The following is a 20041-nucleotide window of genomic DNA, read 5'->3' on the forward strand; positions in this document are numbered from 1 at the left end:
TTATCATAACACACTCGATTCTGTTAGGGAATAGTCGGATCCGGCTTGCGTTATCGGGTCACTTGACCGCGCCGTTCGTGACGCCCGCGAAGATGAAGCGCTGCAGGAACAGGAAGATGACGACGGTCGGGATGAAGATGATCAGAATGCCCGCCGAGATGACGTTGAGCTGGGCGGCGTTCGGCCCGATGAAGGAATAGATCGCCGTCGAGACAACCTTCAGCTCCTTGCTCGGCATGTACAGGTACGCTGTGTAGAAGTCGTTGTAGATGTTGATCGTCTTCATGATGATCAGCGTCGCCGTCGCCGGAGCGAGCAGCGGGAAGATGATCGAGCGGTAGATCTTGAACAGCGAAGCGCCCTCAATCATCGCGCTCTCGTCGAGATCGCGCGGGATGCTGTTGACGAACTGCAGGTAGATGACGATCTGCAGCACGTCCGCGCCGAGGTACAGCAGAATCGGAGCCGCCATGCTGTCGTAAGCGCCGAGGTACTTGATGACGCTGAACGTGGCGACCTGCGTCGTGATCATCGGAATGATCTGTGCGACCAGGTACATGCCCATGATCGGCTTGCGCAGCTTGAAGTCGAAGCGGCCGAGCGCATAGGCGACCATCGTGCCGAACACGACGTTGCCCGCGACGGAGATGACGAGGATGATCAGAATGTTCTTGAAGCCGAGGCCGAGCTGGCCGACCTCGAACACGCGCTTGAAGTTGTCGAAGTTCAGCCAGTCGTTCGGAAGCGCCATGCCCGATTGGTAGTACTCGATCTGCGTCTTGAAGGCGCCGATGACGACCGAGTAGATCGGGAAGAAGACAACGAACATCGCGATCAGCAGGAAGAAGTATTTGGCGGCCGTCCAGGCTTTGTTCGTACGTTCCATCTTATTTGCCCTCCCGGAACAGCAGTTTGCGTTGCACCACGATCACGATGGCGACGATCAGCAGCAGCACGATGGACATCGCGGACGCGAGGCCGGCCTTCTGGAACTTGAACGCCATGTCGACCGTCGTGGAGACGAACGTGTTCGTGCCGTTGGCGCCGAGCATCATGATGTACGGAATGTCGAACGCCTCGAGCGCGCCGGTGAGCGTCAGAATCATCATCAGCTCGATAACCGAGCGGATGCTCGGAACGGTGATGAAGCGGAACGATTGCCAGCCGGACGCTCCGTCGATCTTGGCCGCCTCGTAGATATCCGAGGGAATCGACTGCAGCGCGCCGATGAAGATGACCATGCTGAGCCCGAAGTACTTCCAGATGGAGATGAACGCCAGCGAGAAGTTGACGATGTTCGGATTGCCGAGCCACGATTGCTGCCAGCTCGTCAGCCCGATCGAGTCGAGCAGGATGTTCAGGGAGCCGTATTCCGCATGGTACACGTTCTTGAACATGATGACGATGGCGACGCTGTGCAGGACGTACGGCAGGAACAGAATCGCGCGGAAGCCGTTGCGCCCCTTCAGCCGGCTCGTCAGAATGACGGCGAAGAACAAGGCGAGCGCGGTCTGGAGCAGGCCGCCGACGAAGTAGTAGGCGTTGTTCTTGAACGCGCCGAAGATGTCGGACCGGGTGAAGATCTCCTTGTAATTGTCGAAGCCGACCCAATTCATGTCCCAGCCGAGCCCCGTCCAATCCGTGAAGCTGTAATACAGAAGGGACAGCGCCGGGTAATACGAGAACGTCAAGGATAACAGCACCGGAATCGTAAGGAAACCGAATAAAATCAGGTACCGTTGAGCTTTGTAGCTTAGGTTGAACATAGACACCCCATCTTCCGTTGTTCGGTTTAATTTGTGCGCGCGAGCTTGCCACCACAGGAAATCGCTTACAGTAATTATAGCCGAATTCGTTATGCATTTTAAGGTTCTATGTTTGTTTTCGTTGTCTTTGATTTGGATAACTACAACCTAACTCGATCTCGATATTCCTTCGGCGTGAAGCCTGTGACCTTCTTGAACACCTTGTTGAAGTAGGCCGGGTCCGAATAGCCGACCCGCTCTCCGACCTCGTACGTCTTCATCTCGGGATGCTTCGAGAGCGTCTCCTTGGCCTTCTCGATCCGCACCGAGATGACGTAATCCGTGATCGTCTCTCCCGTTGCCGTCTTGAACAGTTTGCTCAAATAACTCGGAGTTAAAAAGACAATGTCAGCCAATCGCTGAAGCTCCAGTTCTTCGATGTAATGGCCTTGAATATAGGTCTTGACGGTCTCGACCACCCGGTTCTCCTGACGCATGTTCTTCAGTTCCCCGAGCTGCTCGCGGGCGGCGGTCTGCAGGGCGGCGCGGAACGCCGGCCAGTCCGGGAACAGCGCCGGCGCCAGCTTGATCTGCTGCTCCGTCAGCTCGCCGGTTCCCCCTTGGCGCTCTTGCTTCTCCTCGTCGATAAGCTCGAACAGATGCCCGCAGCCTTCCGCCAGCGCCGGCCATGCCGGACGGCTTCCCTGCAGCTCGCCGAGCCATTCCTCGATAACCGCATCCGCCCGGGCGAAGTCAAGCACCTGAAGCGCCGGCCGCAGCTCCTTGTCGAGCAGCTTCGCCGGATGGTACCCGCACTCGGCGGCGGTTCGTTTGCTCGACGAATGCAGCGCGGTCGCCCGAATTCCCTTGTCGTACCAGCAGAACTGCACGCTCGCTTCCGCCTCCAGATAAGCTTCCCTGAGCCGCAGCGCGCCTTGATGGATGTCGCTCATGCCGATCCGAACGGCCACCCCCGGGGGAAAATGACGCATAAGCGTAAGCCCGAGCTCGCGAACCGTGTCATAGTGGTCGTGCTGTCCGATCGACGCGAGAATGACCGCTTGGCGCGGCTCCCATGCGATCAGCCGGAACTCCCGGCTCCAATGCGCAAGATACCCTTCCACCTGCTCGGCAGGCAGCTCCGGCTCGGTGCGCACCGCAAGCACCGCGAAGTGCTCCCGCAGCAGGCTTGTCTGGCCGAGGTCCCTTGTCGCTCCCTGGATCATATGCTCGGGCAGCTTGCGCAGGTCGTTGCGCAGCAGCAGACGGATGTGCTCGTCGATCGCGACCGCCTTGCGGTACCTCTCAAGCTCGAGATTGTTCTTGATTCGGCTGAGCAATTCCGCCAGCTCCTTCCGGTCGACCGGCTTGAGCAGATAGTCTTCCACCCCTTGGCGAATCGCTTGCCTGGCGAAGCTGAAGTCGTTGAAGCCGCTGACGATCGCGAATTTGATCTTGGGCTTGCGCTGCTGCACCTTCTCGATCAATTGCAGACCGTTCATCTGCGGCATCTTGATATCGGTCACGATCAGGTCGATCGCAAGCCGGCCCAGCTCGGCGAGCAGCTCCTGGCCGCTTGCGAAGCAGCCGACCACCTTGTAGGCTTCCCCGCACTGCTCGATCAGCTTGGCAAGCCCAAGCCGGATTCTCTCCTCGTCGTCCACGACGGCAATATGAATCATGGCTTCTCCTCCTTAGGAATTTGTCTTGTTCGGGAACCTAACGATAACGCTTGTCCCGCTTCCTTGTTCGCTCTGCACGGTCAAGCCGTACTTCTCCCCGTACCGAAGCCGGAGTCGCTCGTGGATGTTGCGCAGGCCGATTCCCCGGCCGTCCCACTGCTCCGGCGGTTCCTTCAGGGAAGCCGAGAGCCGCTGCAATTCCCCCTCGCCCATGCCTACCCCGTCGTCGCGAACGACGAAGAGCACATCTGTCCCTTCGAACCGGCATTCAATCGCGATTCGCATGTGCCCCTTCGCCTCGTCGAACCCGTGGTAGACCGCGTTCTCGACGATCGGCTGGAACAGCAGCTTCATGACCTGAAGCTCCCCGGTCGTCTCCTCGGGCGGCAACTCCAGCTCGAAGCGGTTCGCCCCGTACCGGTAGTTCAGCAGCTCGATATACATCGTCAGATGCTCCCATTCCCGCCGGATCGGAACGATGTCCGTGCCTGCGTGAATGCTGTAGCGAAGCAGCTTCCCGAGCAGCTCCGCCATGTCGCCGACCTCGGAGTCGTCGTTCAGCACGGCCGTCATGCGGATCGATTCCAGCGTATTATAGATGAAGTGCGGGTTGATCTGATGCTGGAGCGACTGCAGCTCGGCCTCCTTCTTCCGCTGCTCGATCGCATAAATGTCCGAGATCAGCGTCTTGATCCGGTCGATCATCCGGTTGAAGGCGCTCCCGACGAGCCCCGCCTCATCCCTGCGCACGACCGGGAAGACGACGTCCATATTCCCGCTCTGAACCTCCTTCATCAGCTTGACGAGGGAGCGCAGCGGCCGTGTGATCGCGAACGCGATAACAAGCGAGATCAGCAGCGCGAAGCTCATGATGACCAGGGCGATCAGAACCGTGAAGTTGCGTGTTCGCACCGCGTCCTTCTGCAGATGGCTCTCCGGAATCGTAATGAGCACCCGCCAGCCCGTCGTCTCCGACTGCTTGTAGATCGTCAGCACGCGCTGACCGTTCTGGGTCGAGTGGAAGCTGCCCTGCTGCCCGTCCGCCATGGCGAGCAGATCGCTTCTCGGCAAGCTCTGCGCCACGTACTTCATCTCGCTGTCGTAGATGACCTTGCCTTCCTGGTCGACGATCAGCGTCGTTCCCTGCGTCGTCGAATCCAAGTCCTTCACGATATTCTCGATCACGCCGATGTTCGCATCGACGGCGATCATGCCAAGCGTCTCGTAATTGGAGGAATCGATAATCTCCCGCACGACGGTGAACACGTACTTCTTCCCGACCACCGGCTGCGACACCTCCTGGGTGCTGACGAGGACCGGAGTCCCGAACGCAGCGCTCGCCCGCTTGTTCCATTCCGCATAGACCGTCTGCAGGTCGGAGCGGATGCTGAGGTTCTTGGCCGCGTAATAGACGTGCCCGTTGTTGTCGAACAGGTAGATCGTGTTGGTGCCGCTCTTGATATTGTTCAGAAAATAAATGCTGCTGCCGATCTTCTTCTGGATGTCGATGGATTGCTGCTGCTCGCTCGGGAGAATGGTCGTGGAATCCGGAATGGCGGTGCCGCCCCCGGCGGCTTCTCCTCCGTAGTAGCGATTCGACATCTTGAGCCCTTCCTTGATCTCGTCCAGATAGGAAGGAATAATCGAGATCTTCTTCATGTCCTGAAGGTAATCGTCCAGCTTGTCCATCATCTTGTCGGTCAACTGCGACGCGTACGTAATCGTATTGTTCTCGATCGAATTCGAATAGCGCTCCGCGGATATGTAGCTGAGAATCCCGATCGGGAGAATGATCAAGAACAGAAATACGATCAGCAGCTTGCCTTCCATGCGATTGGCCGGCCGCAGCCGCTTCGGCCAGTTCCTCTTCCCTCGTCTCATCCGGTCGTCCCTTCCCGCCCCAACGGCAATAGACGGCCCGTCAGCCGCCTCGTAGTTTCCCCCATTCATTATACTCACATATTGTTATGCTAACAAACAGTAGTTTAGTCTCTGTCCAGACCTATCCGTCATCCTCGCCTCCGCGCACCGATCCGGCCCTTCGGACGAAGGGCCGGGAACGGGCGAGAAGCCGGGAAGACCGTCTGCCGGATCGTCAGCAGGCGCGCGGGGCTAGTGCGTGTAAGCCGCGACGTTGTCCGTGTCGACCGCCTCGTGCAAGGCCGCGTTCAGCCCGCTGGCGATGACGTTCGCGGTGTCCTCCATGAACTTGTCGATCTCCTTCGGCGTCACGAGCAGGTTGTGGCCCATCGGCTCGAGCACTTCCTTCACGAGCTGCAGCCGCTCGTTGCCCTCCATCGTGCCGAACACGCCGAACAGCTTGTCGGTGTTGGGCGTATGCTTCTCCATGTGCTGCAGCACGAGGTCCATCGTGTTGTTCACAATCGTCGAAGCGTAGACGACCGTCGGCACGCCGATGGCGATGCAGGGGACGCCGAGAATGTCCTGCGTGAGCCCCTTGCGCTTGTTGCCGATGCCGGAGCCCGGATGAATGCCGGTGTCGGCGATCTGGATCGTCGTATTGACCCTCTCGAGCGACCGGGCCGCGAGCGCGTCAATCGCAATGACGAGCTCGGGCTTAGCCTTCTCTACAATTCCCTGCACGATGTCGCTCGACTCGATGCCCGTCGTCCCGAGCACGCCTGGAGCGACCGCGCTGACCGGCCGGTACCCCTCGCTCACCTGGTCGGGCATCAGCTCGAAGAACTGGCGCGTCACCATAATGTTCTCGACGACCAGCGGGCCGAGAGCGTCGGGCGTGACGTTCCAGTTGCCCAGCCCGACGACGAACACGCTCGCCGTCCGGCTGATGCCGATGCGCTGCAGGAAGCTCTCGAACTCCTTCGCGAACGTCGTCGCCACCTTGTCCTGCAGATCGGTATCCCCGTTGCGAAGCAGCGGCACCTCGAGCGTCACGTAGTGCCCCTTCATTTTCCCAATGGCCTGCGCGCCCTCGTCCGTCTGGATGTGCATCCGGGTCACGGCAATGCCGCCGCTCTTGTCCGTCTCCGACCAGACGCCGGGGATCGGACTGTCCGGCGAACCCGCCAGCTCCCTGGCTTCCACCGCCAGGTCGATCTGGACCTCGTATTCGCTTAAATCAAGCTCATGCTCGTTCATCGTCTCGCTCCTTCATCGAAAACTGTATTGCGGACGGAAGCGGTATCGCGGCTGCTGATTCACTTGCGTTTTGCCCCCCTCCGTGATAGAATGTTACAAGTTGTTTGGAGAAATACTTGTTGCTTTACCAGGAGGTGAAATCAATGCCGAATATCAAATCCGCCATCAAACGGACGAAGACGAACGACAAGCGTCGTCTGCGCAACGCTTCCCAGAAGTCCGCTCTTCGCACGGCTGTCAAGCAAGCTGACCAAGCTGTCGTGGGCACGGACGTAAGCGCTGCTAAGGACGCGCTTCAACTCGCTCAGAAGAAGCTGGACAAAGCGGTAACCAAAGGCCTTATTCATAAGAATGCGGCTGCCCGCAAGAAGTCCCGTCTGGCTAAGAAGTTGAACGCGTTGTCTTCCCAAGCCTAAGGCTTGCTAACCGTTTAACGAACAAAATAAAGGGTTGACTCTGGTCGCGAGTTATCGTTCCCATGGTCAACCTTTTTTTATTGGTATTTCTGCCTTAGCCCCTGCCCTCCGAACCTGTCTTGAGCAGGAACAGCTCGAGGCCGAGCGCCTTCTCCACCCGCCCCGTCTTCATCTCGAAGTCCAGCTCGGCGAGCCGATCGAGCACCGTGCTGAGCCTCTCCGGCGAGAAGCCCTTCGCCTGATCCGCCGTAACCTTCACCGCATATGGATGAAGCCCGAGCTGACCGGCCATCTGCTGCGGGGTGTACCCTTGCTTGCCGAGCTCCTTCACGAAGAGCATGTGCCGGAACTGCCTCACCAGCAGCGCAACCAGCTTGATCGGCTCCTCCTTCTGCTTAAGCAGCTCGTAATACAGCGCCAGGGCCCGGTCCGTCCGCAGGGCGGCGATCTCCTCGGTCAGCTTGAAGACGCTCTGCTCCGTCCCTACCGGCACAAGCGTCTCGACCGCCTCAACGGTCACGGAGCCGTATTCGCCCGCGTGCAGGCACAGCTTGTCCGTCTCTCCCGCGAGCGCGCTCATATCCGGGCCGACGCGGCGCAGCAGCTCCTCGACGGCGGCCGGCAACGCCTTGCGGCCTTGCGATTCCGCCCGCTTCGCGATCCATTGCATCAGTTCCTCGGCCGGCAGCGCGGAGAAGGAGACAACCGCATCCTTCTCCTTCGCCAGCTTCACGAGCTTCTTCCGCTCATCCAGCTTGTCGCCGGACACGATGAAGACAAGCACCGTGCTCTCGAACGGCTGCTTCATGTAGTCGAGCAACCGGTCGGTTCGGTGCTCAATCTTCGCCGACTCCCGTCCCGTGCCGAAGACGGACGCGTCCCGGACCAGAACGAGCTTGCTCGGCACGAGGAACGGCATCGTCTCCGCCTCGGCGATAATATCGTCGAGCGAGCTCTCCGACGTGCCGAAGCGGATGACGCCCAGGTCCCTGTGCTCCGGCTCGACCAGCTTCGCCGTCAGCCTGTCCGTGAAGTCCTGCACGAGGAACGACTCCGTCCCGTACAAAATATAATAAGGCTTAATCTTGCCTTCTTTGATCTCTCTAAGAGCTTTGCGAGCCTCCATGGTGAATGTCCCCCTGTCCAGCCAAGCATGGAACGCCATGTCTTCGCTAATCTTCTCTACCCAAAGTCTATCAAATTAAGCCTTGGCGCTGCAACTGTGGGGGCATTGCCGGGAGGGGGCGCTATGGGCGTATGGAAGGGCGTTATGGGGGGGCGCCAGGGGAGGGGCCGCTATCGGGGACACCACTTCCCTGCTCGGAAAAGGGTGCCTTATCCCCCTTGTTCAGTATCCTAAATTATGGATATTTCACCATCAACTGAACGGAAGGGATAAGGCACCCTTTTGGCAAAAGGAGAACTGCGACCCGCCAGAATCCTAACAAATCTCATAAATACCTATTAATCCCATTCTCCTTCACACACAAAGAGACTGCCTCCTCCAGCCCAAGGCGGGCCTTCCGAGACAGTCTCTTCGCATGTGGACATCTATGTCAACGTCCGCCGGCCGGCCCATGGAACCGTGCGCGAACGACCGCGACCTATCGTCCGTGGACGTTCGCTGGGAACGTCGCTGCTGCTGTGTATGTTCCATCATACGCAGCCGAATCGATAAAGGTTACTTGGCGGAAGCGGAAGACTGAGCCGAATTCGTTCCCGCCGGACTCTCCGCATTCGTCGACACGGTCCAGACCAGATCGGTGAAGCTGCCGTCCTCCGCCTTCCAGGAATAACGAAGCGCGCTGGAATCCTGCTCCCAGTAGATGCTGCTGAGCTCCTCCCCGTCATGAAGCACGCTCTGGAACACCAGAGTGCCGTCTTCCATCCGGTAGACGCTGACCCGATGCTCCTCGGCGACCGCCTTCAGCTTCTGATCCGGAGAGATCCACGTCAGAGGCTCCGCGAACGGAACGCTCATGATGGAGCCCGTCACCGTGTCGCCCAGGCTCTCGCTCTGATCCCCGGCCGTCAGGCCTTGATCGGCCGAGCCTCCCGCAGCCTCTCCGGCGCCAAGCGCCTTGTTCGTCTCCGCGCTCCCGGCAGACGGGGACGGGGATGCGGACGGGATGGCGGAGCCAAACGCAAGTCCTTGCAATTGTTCAGGTTCGTCCGCACTGGAGGATGCCTTCGCATCTCCTTCGCCTGCCGAAGCGGAGCCGGAATCGGCCGACGAAGAGTTCGCCCGCAGCGGCTCCTCCATCGCTTGAGGAGCGACTTCCCCGCTCTCCGAACTCGGAGCCGCCATCTCGTAGCCAGACGCCGGCTCCCCGGCTGCCGACGATTCCGAGGCGGCCCGCTGCTTGGCGGCCGGCGCTTCGGACAAGGCGAACGAGTCGTTGTCGCTCGAGGAATCGTGGAGCAACGTCGGAGCCGCAACGATCACGAGTCCGGCGACGATGCCCGCCGCGATCGCGGCAAGGATGCGCCTTGTCGTTGAACGGTTGCGGCGGCGCCGGGCAAGCTCGTCTCCCGCCGCGGGCGCAGCCAGCGGCGCCTGAGCGCTCTCCGCGGCGGCTGCATCGACGCTGCCGGCGACAGGCGCCTGCTCCGCATAATCGGCTGCATACCCGGCCGCTTGCGCGGCTCCGCCGTTCCCGGCGTCGATCAGCTCCAAGCGGGGCAGGATCGCATCGACCAGGCTGAACGGCGGGGTTACCCGCGGCAGCTCGGCGAGGTTGCTCGACAGAAGCGTCAGCCGGTCAAACAAGGCGGAGCAGTCCGGGCATGTTCGAAGATGTTCGTTCATTAGCGCGGTTTCTTGCGAATCGAGATCGTTGTCGACCGAACGCTGCACAAGTTCCCTTCCTTCATCGCAAGTCATCCCCGGACACCTCCTTTCTGATAATCTCGAAGCAGCGTCTGCAGTTGCTGTCTCGCTCGGAACAAATAAGACTTCACCGTGTTAAGCGGCAAATCAAGCGAATCCGCGATCTCGTTGTACGAGAAATCTTGCAAATAACGAAGAATGATGACCGAGCGATGATGCTCCGGAAGCTTGCCGATCGCTTCCCGGATCTCCTCCGACGCGTAGACCGACAGCACCTCGTCCTCCACATTATCCTTCGATTCGAAAATAAGCTCATGCTCGTCGATGGATACTGATGGACGGATGCGGCGGAACTTGTCGATGCACAGGTTCGTGACGATCCGCTGCACCCACGTCCGGAATTGGGCCTTCTCTTCATAAGTATGAATTTTGGTATAGATTTTAATCAAGGCTTCTTGCGAAGCATCGAGCGCATCCTGCTCGTTATTCAGCAAGTAATAAGCGGTGCGATATACTTGATTCTCTATTCCGCGGAGCAGCTCCACAAGGGCGTCGCGATCGCCGGCTTGCGCAGCTTTGATTAAATCCAGCTCCACCACAGAAGATCCTCCCCTCTGCACTTCCCTTAACGCAATCGCGCGTCGAAAGGTTGCACCAAGCCCCTTGATAAAATAAGGAAATTTGGCGTTGCAGTTACTATCGGTTAATGATGCTCCTCACAGTCTAGCAACGGGACTAGGGCAAGTCAATCGGCAGTCTCGACAACGGGGTTCTTCATCGTTCGCCGGAACATCTCTCCGTTGGGCAAGATGCGGTATTGAATCTCCCCGGCCTTGTCGGTTCGGTAATAAGGAATCCCGAGGGCGAAGAGTCGGTCCAGCACGACGGCATGAGGATGGCCGTACAGGTTGTTCCGCCCCGCCGAGATGACAACCTCTCCCGGAGCCCATGCTCGCAGCCAGGGCTCGGTGGACGAGCTCTTGCTGCCGTGATGGCCCGCTTTGAGTACGTCGACCTCCTCCGTCCCGGATTGCGTCAGCAGATTATTTTCCCCCTTCGCCTCCAGATCGCCGGGAAGCAGGAACGTCCTCCCGTATGCCGTCAGAAGAACGACGACGCTGCGATCGTTCTGCTCCTCCAGGATCGGAATGCCGGAGCCTTCGTCTCCCGACGCCGGATAGAGCACCCGGAGGGAGGTCGAAGCGTCCCATGTCCAACTCATCCCCGCATGCAGCGAGTACATCGGAATCCCGAGACTCTCCGCGCGCCGGAACAACTCCTCCGTCGTCTTGTCGCGTTTGATCGTGCCATTGAACAGCAGCCTGCGCACCCGCACGGCATCCAGAACCGCAAGCGCGCCCCCGATATGATCCTGGTCCAGATGGCTTAAGAGGAGCCAGTCGAGGCTGCGAACGCCCCGCTGCTTCAGCAGGGGAACGACCGTCTTCTTCCCGACCTCGTACGGATCTCGCCGCAGCCGCCAAGCCTCCTTCTTGCCGAACGACACCGTGCCTCCCGTATCGATCAACCCGAATTCCCCCGTGCCCGAGCGAACCAGAATGGAATCGCCCTGTCCGACATCGAGGAACATCACCTTCGCATTGCGGTCGAGGAACGACGGCTGGACGCCCCAGAGCAGCCAAGCAGCCCATAAGACGGAGAGAAGCGGCAGGGGAATTCGGCTCGCCCGGGCATCCCGCGCTGCGGGGGAAGCCATCGGGTGGACGGCGGCATTGACGAGCGGAACCGTCTCCTCCCCCTCCGGACCCGCAAGCCTCTCCGGCATGCGCAAAGCGTCCAGCTCGGCGGCCGCACGCCGCCTTAATTCCGCAGCCTCCTGCTTATATGTATATAAACGATGCACAGCGATGAAAGTCGCGAACATGAGCCCGTAAGCGGCAAGAACCCACGGCAGCCCGGCTTGCGGCCAGTACGTCTGCAGCGCGCCTGCGCCTTCGGTCCATTCGATCGCCAGTTCGGTGAGGCGATTGCCCCACGATGCGACGTCCGCCGTCATTCGCCCGAGCGGGAACCAGAGTCCGGCCAGCGCCGCGGACGCCATTCCGAGCGGCATGATCGCGAAGCTGATGAACGGGACAAGAATCAGGTTCGCCGGAATCGAGAGCAGGTGAAACTGGTGAAAATAATAAACGGACACGGGAAACGAAACGGCGGTTGCGGTGAACGTCACAGCGAGTGCTCCTCTCGGGGCCTTCCAGGGAACGAGCGCCGAGAGCATTGTGTCCATTGTCGGAACGAACAGCAGCAAGCCGGCCGTCACGGCGAACGAGAGCTGGAAGCTGACGTTCTCCACAACCCGGGGCTGCAGCGCCATCATGACGAGCGCCGCCGCCGCAAGCAGATGCAGGCCGTCCTTGAGCTGGTTGCGACGGGCCATATACAGCGCGAGCATCGCCATCAGGCAAGCCCTCACGGCGGAGGGAGAGGCTCCCGTCAGCAGCATGTAGAAGGGAAGCGCCGCAATCGCGAGCTCCAGCGATCGTTCGCGCGAGAGTCGGAGCAGCGCGCCGGCCTGCAGCAGGATAAAAACAACGACGCCGACATGCAGACCCGATATGGCCAGCACATGCGTCAAGCCGAGGCGAGAGAAGTCCGCATATTGCTCCGGATCGAGATCGTCCACGATTCCGAGCACCAGCCCCTTCATGTAACCCCGATCCGTTCCATCGTAGAGGCGGTCCATCAGGCTGCCGAGCTTCTCTCTCCAGGCATCCGCCCACCGGAGCGGGAGCAGCCGCCACGGAGGCGCGGACGGGAGGACAGACGCCCCATCCGTCCCTTCGACGGTCAGCGTCCAGTGTATGCCGAGGCTGTCCAGGTAACGCCGATAATCGAAGCCGCCGAAGTTGCCCGCTTCGGCCGGCAGCCGCAGCTCTCCCCGCACGACGGCCTCGTCTCCCCGCTTCCATGAGGCTGCAACCCGCTGCTCCTCTTCCTTCTGGAGGTAGATTCGGATGAGCAGCTTCTCCCGGATCGGCGTCTCGCCCTCCTCTTCCGGCGGCAGCGAGATCGCGGCGGCTTCGAACTCGAACGTCGCGACGTCGCCGTCGACGGCTGCCGGTTCGGCGAGTATGCCGCGCACGATTGCCTGAGCTTCGTCCGCCGCCCCCGGGAGGCGGTCGAGCTCGGAAGCGGCCTGCGCATCGGTGAAGGCGCGCTCGCCCGCCGCGGCCAACAGCGCTGCGGCGCATAACGCCGCAACTCTCCGCGAGCCCGGAGAAGCGATCGCATACGCCGCCAGCAGCAGCACCGCGCCGAGAAGGACGGCTGCGGCCGCCTTCCCTTGCCAGATCGACAGAATCGACGTCCCGAACGCCCAGCACGCGGCGAACGCAACAAGCGGCCTTCTGCTCATGGTCATCCTCCCCCTCGTTAAGAAGAACTGCCCGGGAAGCTCGCCTCGACGGTTCCCCGCAGCTATTCCAGACACACTGTTCGCACCTTCGCCGGTGTCGGTTGCCCTGTGCTCCGGTGTCTTTGGCGATTTTACGAATTTTATATGATTTTTCACATTCATCGGCCTGAATTAGCGGGAATCGCGGCGTTTTATGTGATTTTTAGCATACATGCGGGATTTCCGGCTGGAATTGCCGCTATGTATGTGGTTTTTCACATTCGTTGCACCTCGAGGCCGCTTTCGCCTCCGAATGTATGCTGTTTCTCACATAGAATCGGCCAACCTGCCCGTTGTCGCACCGCACGAATGTGGAATTTCACATAAATTCCCGGTAGCCGGAAGTATGGGCGGCAGCTCCATTCCAGCAAAAAAAGAACCCCGCCGCCCGTAGGCGACGAGGTTCTTCCTCGTCTGGTTTGCACGTATCCGGTTGGTCGCATCTAGTCCGCACGTATCCGGTTTGCCCGTATCCGCTTGCTCCGTCGAGCGCGCGGCGATCATGCCCGCCGCTCAGCCCGCCGAGACGTCCTGCACTTCGGTGTCGGGGGGAGGCGTGTAGCCGTCAAGCTGCCGGAACTGAATGCCGCGCTGGCGCATCAGAGCCGTGACCTTCTCCTGATCCTTCGGATAGGCGCGATGGTACACGATCTCGGTGACGCCGCTGTTCGCGAGCATGTTCGAGCATGTCCAGCACGGCTGGTCCGTGACGTACACCGTTGAGCCCTCGCGGTCGATCCGGTCCGTGAAGAGCAGCAGATTCTGCTCCGCATGGATCGTCCGAATGCAGCGCTGCTTCTTGATCAGCCCGGTCGCTTCGCTTCCCGGGGGCGGATTCTCGAACTCCTCCACGATCATGCAGCCGTCCTCGGAGCAGTCCGGGACGCCCATCGGCGCGCCGTTGTAGGCCGTCCCGAGCAGCTTCTTGCCCTGCACGAGCACCGCCCCGACGTGCCTTCTCGGGCAACGGGAACGAGTCGACGCCATAAACGCCATATCCATGAAGTAAGTATCCCAGTCCTTGCGTACCGTCTGTGCCATTCCGATCCCTGCCTCCTGCTGACTGCCCTACCTCCCTAGAATACCTCGTTCCGTCACGCTTGGCTAGCCGCGATGGCCTGCTCCAGATCGTGAACGATGTCGTCGATGCCTTCGATCCCGACCGACAGGCGGATAAGCCCCGGGGAGACGCCGGCCGCTTCCTGCTCGGCTTCGGACAATTGCTGGTGAGTCGTGCTCGCCGGATGAATGATAAGCGACTTCGAATCCCCGACGTTCGCGAGGTGGGAGAACAGCTTCACGGAGTTGATCAGCTTCTTGCCCGCTTCGACGCCGCCCTTGATTCCGAACGTCAGAATCGCGCCTTGTCCCTTCGCCAGATACTTGCGGGCAAGCTCGTACGAAGGATGGCTCTCCAGCCCCGGGTAACTGACCCACTCTACGGCAGGATGCTGTTCCAGATACTTCGCGACGGCGAGCGTGTTGCTGCTATGGCGTTCCATCCGCAGATGGAGCGTCTCCAGCCCTTGGAGGAACAGGAACGAGTTGAACGGAGACAGCGCCGAGCCCATGTCGCGAAGCAACTGCACGCGCATCTTGATAATGTAAGCGATCGGCCCGACCGCATCGGTATAGACGACTCCGTGGTAGCTCGGGTCCGGCGTCGTGAGGCCCGGGAACTTGCCGCTGGCCTTCCAGTCGAACTTGCCGCTGTCGACGACGACGCCCCCGATCGAGGTGCCGTGTCCGCCGATGAACTTGGTCGCGGAATGCAGCACAATGTCGGCTCCGAAGTCGATCGGACGAGTCAGATACGGAGTGGAAAAAGTGCTGTCGACGATAAGAGGGATACCGTGCTCGTGAGCGATGTCGGCAACCGCCTGAATATCGAGAACGTCGCCCTTCGGATTGCCGATCGTCTCGGCATACAGCGCTTTGGTCTTGTCCGTGATCGCCGCGCGGAAGTTGTCCGGATTCGAGGCGTCGACGAACTTGACGTTGATGCCGAGCTTCGGAAGCGTAATGGCGAACAGGTTGTACGTGCCGCCGTACAGGGTAGCCGAAGAGACGATCTCGTCGCCGGCCTGGGCAATGTTCAGGATCGAATATGTGATCGCGGCTTGGCCGGAGGAGACGGCAAGCGCGCCCGCTCCGCCTTCCAAGGCGGCAATCCGCTGCTCGAAGACGTCGGAGGTCGGGTTCATGATGCGGGTGTAGATGTTGCCGAATTCCTTCAGCGCGAACAGGTTCGCCGCATGCTCGGTATCGCGGAAGCCGTACGAGCTTGTCTGGTAGATCGGAACTGCCCTTGAATTCGTCGTCGGATCAATCTGCTGTCCGGCGTGTACCGCAAGCGTTTCCAGAGATAATTCGCGTTCGTTGGCCATCTTTATATCCTCCCATACCTCTCACATTGTGTTAATTCCGTTCTATTGTCTCACATTTTTATCCAAGTGAGAAGATGGGAATTACAACAACGGGAGAATTCTCAGACCCTCACCTGATCGCGAAGGCCCGCAAGCAGCTTCTCCCCGATCCCGTTCACCTTAAGCAGCTCCTCCACGCTGCGGAAAGCCCCGTGCTCCGCACGGTAGGCGACGATGGCCTGCGCCTTGGACGGCCCGATCCCCTTCAGGCTGTCGAGCTGCTCGGCGGTCGCCGAATTCAGGTCCAGCCGATTGTCGGGCGCAGCCACGGGGACGGCCACAGGCGCGGCGGCCGGAGCGGCAGCGGCAGTCCCGGCCGAAGCAGCGCCGGAATTCGCCTCAGCGCCCGGCGAGCCGGGCAGAGGCGCAGCAGCTTGGCCCGCGGACGGCGCAGCGGCAGCGGAGACGGCATCGACCGCCGAGGTGCCCGAGTCGGACGCCGGTGTCGCCGCAGCCGCGTCGGTGCCCGCCGAAGCTTGCGGCGTCGGCTCCGCGGACGCCGAACCGGCGAGCGCCTCCGCCACTTGCCCGTTCACCGGGCTCCAGCCCGGAACGGCTCCATTCGCCGGCTGCAGGAATGCCCACATCAGAAGCGCAACGCCGGCCAGCGCGGTAGCCCCCGCGGCCAAGCCTCTGCGACCGCTGGCGGAACGGCTCCCGTTATCGTTCATCCTGAATTCCTCCTCGCTCTGGATAATTGTTGGAAAAAGCGAATGACGTCCATGCCCTGCCACATACAATGGGAAGAAGCAACAGGCTTCAAAGGGGAGGGGTCGAAGATGAAGGTCGGCTTCATCGGCGCTGGCAGCATGGGCAGCATGTTGACCGGGTCATTCATCCGTTCCGGGGCGCTTCGCCCCTCGGACATTATCCTGTCCACACGCACGCTGGCCAAGGCGAACGCGCTCGCAGGCCGGTATCCCGGCCTCCAGGTCGCCCCCTCGAATGCCGCCGCGGCTCAAGGCTGCGATCTGATCTTCCTGTGCGTGAAGCCGCTGGACTTCCGCCAAGTGCTTCCCGAGATCGCTCCCGGCTTGCAGCCTCGGCAGATCGTCGTCTCCATCACGAGCCCCGTTCGGCTCTCCGCGCTGGAGGAGCATCTGCCGTGCAAAATCGCCAAGGTCATTCCAAGCATCGCCAACGAGACGCTGGCCGGCTCTTCGCTTGTCATGTTCGGCAGCCGGCTGGACGAACGCGACCGGGCGCTGATCTTCCGCCTGTTCTCGGCGATCAGCCGCCCTCTCGAGATCGCGGAGGACGAGGTCAGGGTCGCCTCGGACATCGCGAGCTGCGGGCCGGCCTTCATGGCCAACCTGCTCGAGCAATTCATCGAAGCCGCCGTCGCGACAGCGGGGATCGCTTCCGAGACCGCCTCGGTGCTCGCCCGGGATATGCTGCTCGGCACCGCCCGGCTGCTGCAGACCGCGGGCTGTTCCCCGGCCGAGCTGCAGAAGCGGGTGTCCGTCCCCGGCGGCATTACGGCCGCCGCCCTGGAGGAACTCAAGGACGCGACAAACGGCGCGTTCCTCCGAGTGCTTCAAGCGACGCACGCCAAGTTCGCGGAGGACCTGGACAAAGTCGAAGCGTCCCTCACCCGCACGTAGCAAGGCCGGAAAAGAATAAGGGGCGGTCCTCTCCTTGTGAGAGAGGCCGCCCCTTCCTAGTTAGTTGGCTACAATGTTGACGAGCTTGCCCTTAACGGCTATGACCTTGCGAATCGTCTTGCCTGCGATGAGCAACTGCACCTTCTCGAGGCCGAGCGCCTTCTCTTCCAAGCCGGCTTCGTCCAACTCGGCCGCAACCAGCACGCGTTCGGCGATCTTGCCGTTCACCTGAACGACGATCTCGACTTCGGCGTCCACGGTCAGCGCCGGATCATATTCCGGCCAAGCCGCGTAGCTGATCGAGCCTTCGTGGCCCAGGCGCTCCCACAGTTCTTCCGCGATATGCGGAGCGGTCGGGGAGAGCAACTGAACGAAGTTCTCCATCGCCCGCTTCGGCAGAACGTCTGTCTTGTACGCTTCATTGATGAAGATCATCATCTGGCTGATCGCCGTGTTGAAGCGCAGGCCCTCGTAGTCCTCGGTAATCTTCTTGATCGTCTTGTGCCACGTGCGGCGGAACGACTCGTCGCCCGGCACGTCTTGGATCTTCTCGTTCAGATTGCCGTTATCGTCCACGAACAATCTCCAGACGCGGCCGAGGAAGCGGTACATCCCTTCGACGCCGTTCGTGTTCCACGGCTTCGTCGCTTCCAGCGGACCCATGAACATCTCGTACAGGCGGAGCGTATCCGCGCCGAACTCGCCGACGATGTCGTCCGGATTGATGACGTTGCCGCGGGACTTGGACATCTTCTCGTTGTTCGTGCCGAGAATCATCCCTTGGTTGACGAGCTTGTGGAACGGCTCCTTCGTGGAGACGACGCCGATGTCGTACAGCACCTTGTGCCAGAAGCGGGCATACAGCAAGTGAAGCACCGCGTGCTCGGCGCCGCCGATGTACAGATCGACCGGCAGCCACATCTTCTGCTTCTCGAAGGAGACAAGCTCCTTGTCGTTCTTCGGGTCGATGAAGCGCAGGTAGTACCAGGAGCTGCCCGCCCACTGCGGCATCGTGTTCGTCTCGCGGCGAGCCTTGCGCCCGTCCTTGCCGACGCAGTTCACCCACTCCGTCGCGTTGGCCAGCGGAGACTCGCCCGTGCCGGACGGCTCGATTCTGTCCATCTCCGGCAGCAGCAGCGGAAGCTCCTCTTCCGGAACGGTCTCCATCGTGCCGTCCTCGAAGTGCAGCACCGGGATCGGCTCGCCCCAATAGCGCTGGCGGCTGAACAGCCAGTCGCGCAGCCGGTACGTGGTCTTGCCCTTGCCCTTGCCGTTCGCTTCGAGCCAGTCGATCATCGCCGCAATCGCGTCCGGCGTGGACTTGCCGTTCAGGAAGTCCGAGTTCACATGCTCGCCGTCGCCGGTGAACGCCGCTTCCTTCACATTGCCGCCGCTGACGACTTCGACGATCGCCAGGCCGAACTTCGTCGCGAACTCCCAGTCGCGCTCGTCATGGCCCGGAACGGCCATGATCGCGCCGGTGCCGTAACCGGCAAGGACGTAGTCGGCGATCCAGATCGGCAGCTTCTCGCCGCTGACCGGATTGACCGCGTAAGCGCCGGTGAAGACGCCCGTCTTCTCCTTCGCCAGCTCCGTCCGCTCCAGATCGCTCTTGCGCGACGCTTGCTCGATATACTCGTCTACCGCAGCCTTCTGCTCGGCCGTCGTAATGACGGACACCAGCTCGTGCTCCGGAGCCAGCACGCAATACGTCGCCCCGAACAGCGTGTCCGGCCGGGTCGTGAATACGGTCAGCGCCTGCCCTGCATGGCCGTCGATCGCGAACGCCGCTTCCGCGCCGGTCGACTTGCCGATCCAGTTGCGCTGCATGTCCTTGATGCTCTCGGACCAGTCCAACTCCTCCAGGTCGGCCAAGAGGCGCTCCGCGTACTCGGTAATCTTCAGCATCCACTGGCGCATCGGCTTGCGCACGACCGGATGGCCGCCGCGCTCGCTCTTGCCGTCGATGACTTCCTCGTTCGCCAGCGTCGTGCCGAGCGCCTCGCACCAGTTGACCGGCACTTCGGCGATGTACGCAAGCCCCTTCTTATACAATTGGATAAAAATCCACTGCGTCCACTTGTAGTAATCCGGATCGGTTGTGCTGACCTCGTGGTCCCAGTCGTACGAGAAGCCGAGCGACTTGATCTGGCGGCGGAAGTTGTCGATGTTCACCTTCGTGAACTCGGCCGGATGGCGGCCCGTCTGAATCGCGTATTGCTCGGCCGGCAAGCCGAACGCGTCCCAGCCCATCGGATGCAGCACGTTGAAGCCGCGCATCCGCTTGAAGCGGCTCACGATGTCCGTCGCCGTGTAGCCTTCCGGATGGCCGACGTGAAGGCCCGCCCCGGACGGATAAGGGAACATGTCGAGTGCGTAGAACTTCGGTTTGCCCGCATCGCTTGTCGTGCGGAAGGTCTTATTCTCGTCCCAGTAGCTCTGCCACTTGGGCTCGATCGTCTGCGGCTTGTAGCCGTGCGGATTGTCTTGCGCCATTATCGTAAACCCCTCTCCATTAACCACAACCAGTATTGAGCCAACAAAAAAACCTCCAGCCCCCAGCGTCGGAAATTCACGCTAGGGACGAGAGGATTATTCCCGTGGTACCACCCTAGTTGACGGTCAGCCCTGCTTGGGCATCGCGTCCACTCTTCCTTCGTAACGAGAAGGCGACGCCGCGCTTGCCGTTAACATAACGGGTTGTGCGCGGCAGCTCCAAGGCGAGTTCGCGAAGTTCCGCCAACCGGCTTGCACCGAAGCGCCGGCTCTCTGCATGACGGGTTGCTCGCTACTGCTCCTTTTC

General features: G+C 60.8%; 15 protein-coding genes and 1 other annotated feature (1 of these 16 running past the window's edge). Of the genes, 2 read left to right on the forward strand and 13 right to left on the reverse strand.

Annotated elements, in window-relative coordinates:
* Positions 1 to 58: 58 nt before the first annotated feature.
* From E6C55_RS23190 to gpr, 5 genes are all read right to left on the reverse strand, one after another.
* Positions 59 to 886: a carbohydrate ABC transporter permease gene (locus tag E6C55_RS23190; protein WP_136372204.1), complete on the reverse strand. Its 828-nt coding sequence runs from the start codon at positions 884 to 886 to the stop codon at positions 59 to 61.
* A 1-nt stretch (position 887) separates the two neighbouring features.
* Positions 888 to 1766 (reverse strand): carbohydrate ABC transporter permease, encoded by an 879-nt coding sequence (locus E6C55_RS23195; protein ID WP_136372205.1) that lies wholly within the window; start codon positions 1764 to 1766, stop codon positions 888 to 890.
* Between the two features lie 140 nt (positions 1767 to 1906).
* Positions 1907 to 3427: a response regulator gene (locus tag E6C55_RS23200; RefSeq protein WP_136372206.1), complete on the reverse strand. Its 1521-nt coding sequence runs from the start codon at positions 3425 to 3427 to the stop codon at positions 1907 to 1909.
* 12 nt (positions 3428 to 3439) lie between these two features.
* Positions 3440 to 5308: a cache domain-containing sensor histidine kinase gene (locus E6C55_RS23205; protein ID WP_136372207.1), complete on the reverse strand. Its 1869-nt coding sequence runs from the start codon at positions 5306 to 5308 to the stop codon at positions 3440 to 3442.
* 231 nt (positions 5309 to 5539) lie between these two features.
* Positions 5540 to 6547, reverse strand: coding sequence for a GPR endopeptidase (gpr, locus tag E6C55_RS23210; RefSeq protein ID WP_136372208.1), 1008 nt, complete (start codon positions 6545 to 6547; stop codon positions 5540 to 5542).
* Positions 6548 to 6690: 143 nt separating this feature from the next.
* On the opposite strand from gpr, the gene rpsT reads away from it, so the two are divergent.
* The gene (rpsT, locus tag E6C55_RS23215) at positions 6691 to 6963 is read left to right on the forward strand and encodes a 30S ribosomal protein S20 (RefSeq protein ID WP_136372209.1); all 273 of its coding nucleotides are present in this window, start codon (positions 6691 to 6693) and stop codon (positions 6961 to 6963) included.
* A gap of 94 nt (positions 6964 to 7057) precedes the next feature.
* On the opposite strand, the gene holA is transcribed toward rpsT, so the two are convergent.
* The 7 genes from holA to E6C55_RS23250 form a co-directional block, all read right to left on the reverse strand.
* On the reverse strand, positions 7058 to 8089 hold the full coding sequence (gene holA / locus E6C55_RS23220; RefSeq protein ID WP_136372210.1) for a DNA polymerase III subunit delta: 1032 nt from the start codon (positions 8087 to 8089) through the stop codon (positions 7058 to 7060).
* A gap of 555 nt (positions 8090 to 8644) precedes the next feature.
* Positions 8645 to 9847: an anti-sigma factor family protein gene (locus E6C55_RS23225; RefSeq protein ID WP_136372211.1), complete on the reverse strand. Its 1203-nt coding sequence runs from the start codon at positions 9845 to 9847 to the stop codon at positions 8645 to 8647.
* On the reverse strand, positions 9844 to 10392 hold the full coding sequence (locus tag E6C55_RS23230; protein ID WP_136372212.1) for an RNA polymerase sigma factor: 549 nt from the start codon (positions 10390 to 10392) through the stop codon (positions 9844 to 9846). The genes E6C55_RS23225 and E6C55_RS23230 overlap by 4 nt, the downstream gene beginning before the upstream one ends.
* A 146-nt stretch (positions 10393 to 10538) precedes the next feature.
* Positions 10539 to 13169 carry a ComEC/Rec2 family competence protein gene (locus E6C55_RS23235; protein WP_168735829.1) on the reverse strand — a complete coding sequence of 877 codons (2631 nt, stop codon included), beginning with the start codon at positions 13167 to 13169 and terminating at the stop codon, positions 10539 to 10541.
* 552 nt (positions 13170 to 13721) lie between these two features.
* A complete protein-coding gene (locus E6C55_RS23240; protein WP_136372214.1) occupies positions 13722 to 14249 on the reverse strand; it encodes a deoxycytidylate deaminase in 528 nt (175 codons plus the stop codon).
* Positions 14250 to 14302: 53 nt separating this feature from the next.
* Positions 14303 to 15595, reverse strand: coding sequence for a homocysteine synthase (locus tag E6C55_RS23245; RefSeq protein WP_136372215.1), 1293 nt, complete (start codon positions 15593 to 15595; stop codon positions 14303 to 14305).
* 101 nt (positions 15596 to 15696) lie between these two features.
* Positions 15697 to 16305, reverse strand: a complete 609-nt coding sequence (locus E6C55_RS23250) for a ComEA family DNA-binding protein (protein WP_136372216.1) — start codon at positions 16303 to 16305, stop codon at positions 15697 to 15699.
* Between the two features lie 108 nt (positions 16306 to 16413).
* Here E6C55_RS23250 and comER point away from each other — a divergent pair, with 108 nt between their 5' ends.
* Positions 16414 to 17238: a late competence protein ComER gene (comER, locus tag E6C55_RS23255; protein ID WP_136372217.1), complete on the forward strand. Its 825-nt coding sequence runs from the start codon at positions 16414 to 16416 to the stop codon at positions 17236 to 17238.
* A gap of 60 nt (positions 17239 to 17298) precedes the next feature.
* On the opposite strand, the gene leuS is transcribed toward comER, so the two are convergent.
* Complete coding sequence (leuS, locus tag E6C55_RS23260; RefSeq protein ID WP_136372218.1) at positions 17299 to 19734, reverse strand: leucine--tRNA ligase; 2436 nt, start codon at positions 19732 to 19734, stop codon at positions 17299 to 17301.
* A gap of 80 nt (positions 19735 to 19814) precedes the next feature.
* Positions 19815 to 20041: a binding site (T-box leader), on the reverse strand; it runs 11 nt beyond the window's last position.

The sequence above is a fragment of the Cohnella fermenti genome (genome assembly GCF_004801405.1).
Taxonomy (GTDB): Bacteria; Bacillota; Bacilli; order Paenibacillales; family Paenibacillaceae; genus Cohnella; species Cohnella fermenti.

What these genes read in the sequence shown, in the direction of transcription:
- E6C55_RS23190 (WP_136372204.1), bottom strand. Translation starts at nt 886, where the DNA reads ATGGAACGTACGAACAAAGCCTGGACGGCCGCCAAATACTTCTTCCTG.
- E6C55_RS23225 (WP_136372211.1), bottom strand. Translation starts at nt 9,847, where the DNA reads ATGACTTGCGATGAAGGAAGGGAACTTGTGCAGCGTTCGGTCGACAAC.
- E6C55_RS23195 (WP_136372205.1), bottom strand. Translation starts at nt 1,766, where the DNA reads ATGTTCAACCTAAGCTACAAAGCTCAACGGTACCTGATTTTATTCGGT.
- holA (WP_136372210.1), bottom strand. Translation starts at nt 8,089, where the DNA reads ATGGAGGCTCGCAAAGCTCTTAGAGAGATCAAAGAAGGCAAGATTAAG.
- E6C55_RS23205 (WP_136372207.1), bottom strand. Translation starts at nt 5,308, where the DNA reads ATGAGACGAGGGAAGAGGAACTGGCCGAAGCGGCTGCGGCCGGCCAAT.
- rpsT (WP_136372209.1), top strand. Translation starts at nt 6,691, where the DNA reads ATGCCGAATATCAAATCCGCCATCAAACGGACGAAGACGAACGACAAG.
- E6C55_RS23235 (WP_168735829.1), bottom strand. Translation starts at nt 13,169, where the DNA reads ATGAGCAGAAGGCCGCTTGTTGCGTTCGCCGCGTGCTGGGCGTTCGGG.
- E6C55_RS23200 (WP_136372206.1), bottom strand. Translation starts at nt 3,427, where the DNA reads ATGATTCATATTGCCGTCGTGGACGACGAGGAGAGAATCCGGCTTGGG.
- E6C55_RS23240 (WP_136372214.1), bottom strand. Translation starts at nt 14,249, where the DNA reads ATGGCACAGACGGTACGCAAGGACTGGGATACTTACTTCATGGATATG.
- E6C55_RS23245 (WP_136372215.1), bottom strand. Translation starts at nt 15,595, where the DNA reads ATGGCCAACGAACGCGAATTATCTCTGGAAACGCTTGCGGTACACGCC.
- leuS (WP_136372218.1), bottom strand. Translation starts at nt 19,734, where the DNA reads ATGGCGCAAGACAATCCGCACGGCTACAAGCCGCAGACGATCGAGCCC.
- gpr (WP_136372208.1), bottom strand. Translation starts at nt 6,547, where the DNA reads ATGAACGAGCATGAGCTTGATTTAAGCGAATACGAGGTCCAGATCGAC.
- comER (WP_136372217.1), top strand. Translation starts at nt 16,414, where the DNA reads ATGAAGGTCGGCTTCATCGGCGCTGGCAGCATGGGCAGCATGTTGACC.
- E6C55_RS23250 (WP_136372216.1), bottom strand. Translation starts at nt 16,305, where the DNA reads ATGAACGATAACGGGAGCCGTTCCGCCAGCGGTCGCAGAGGCTTGGCC.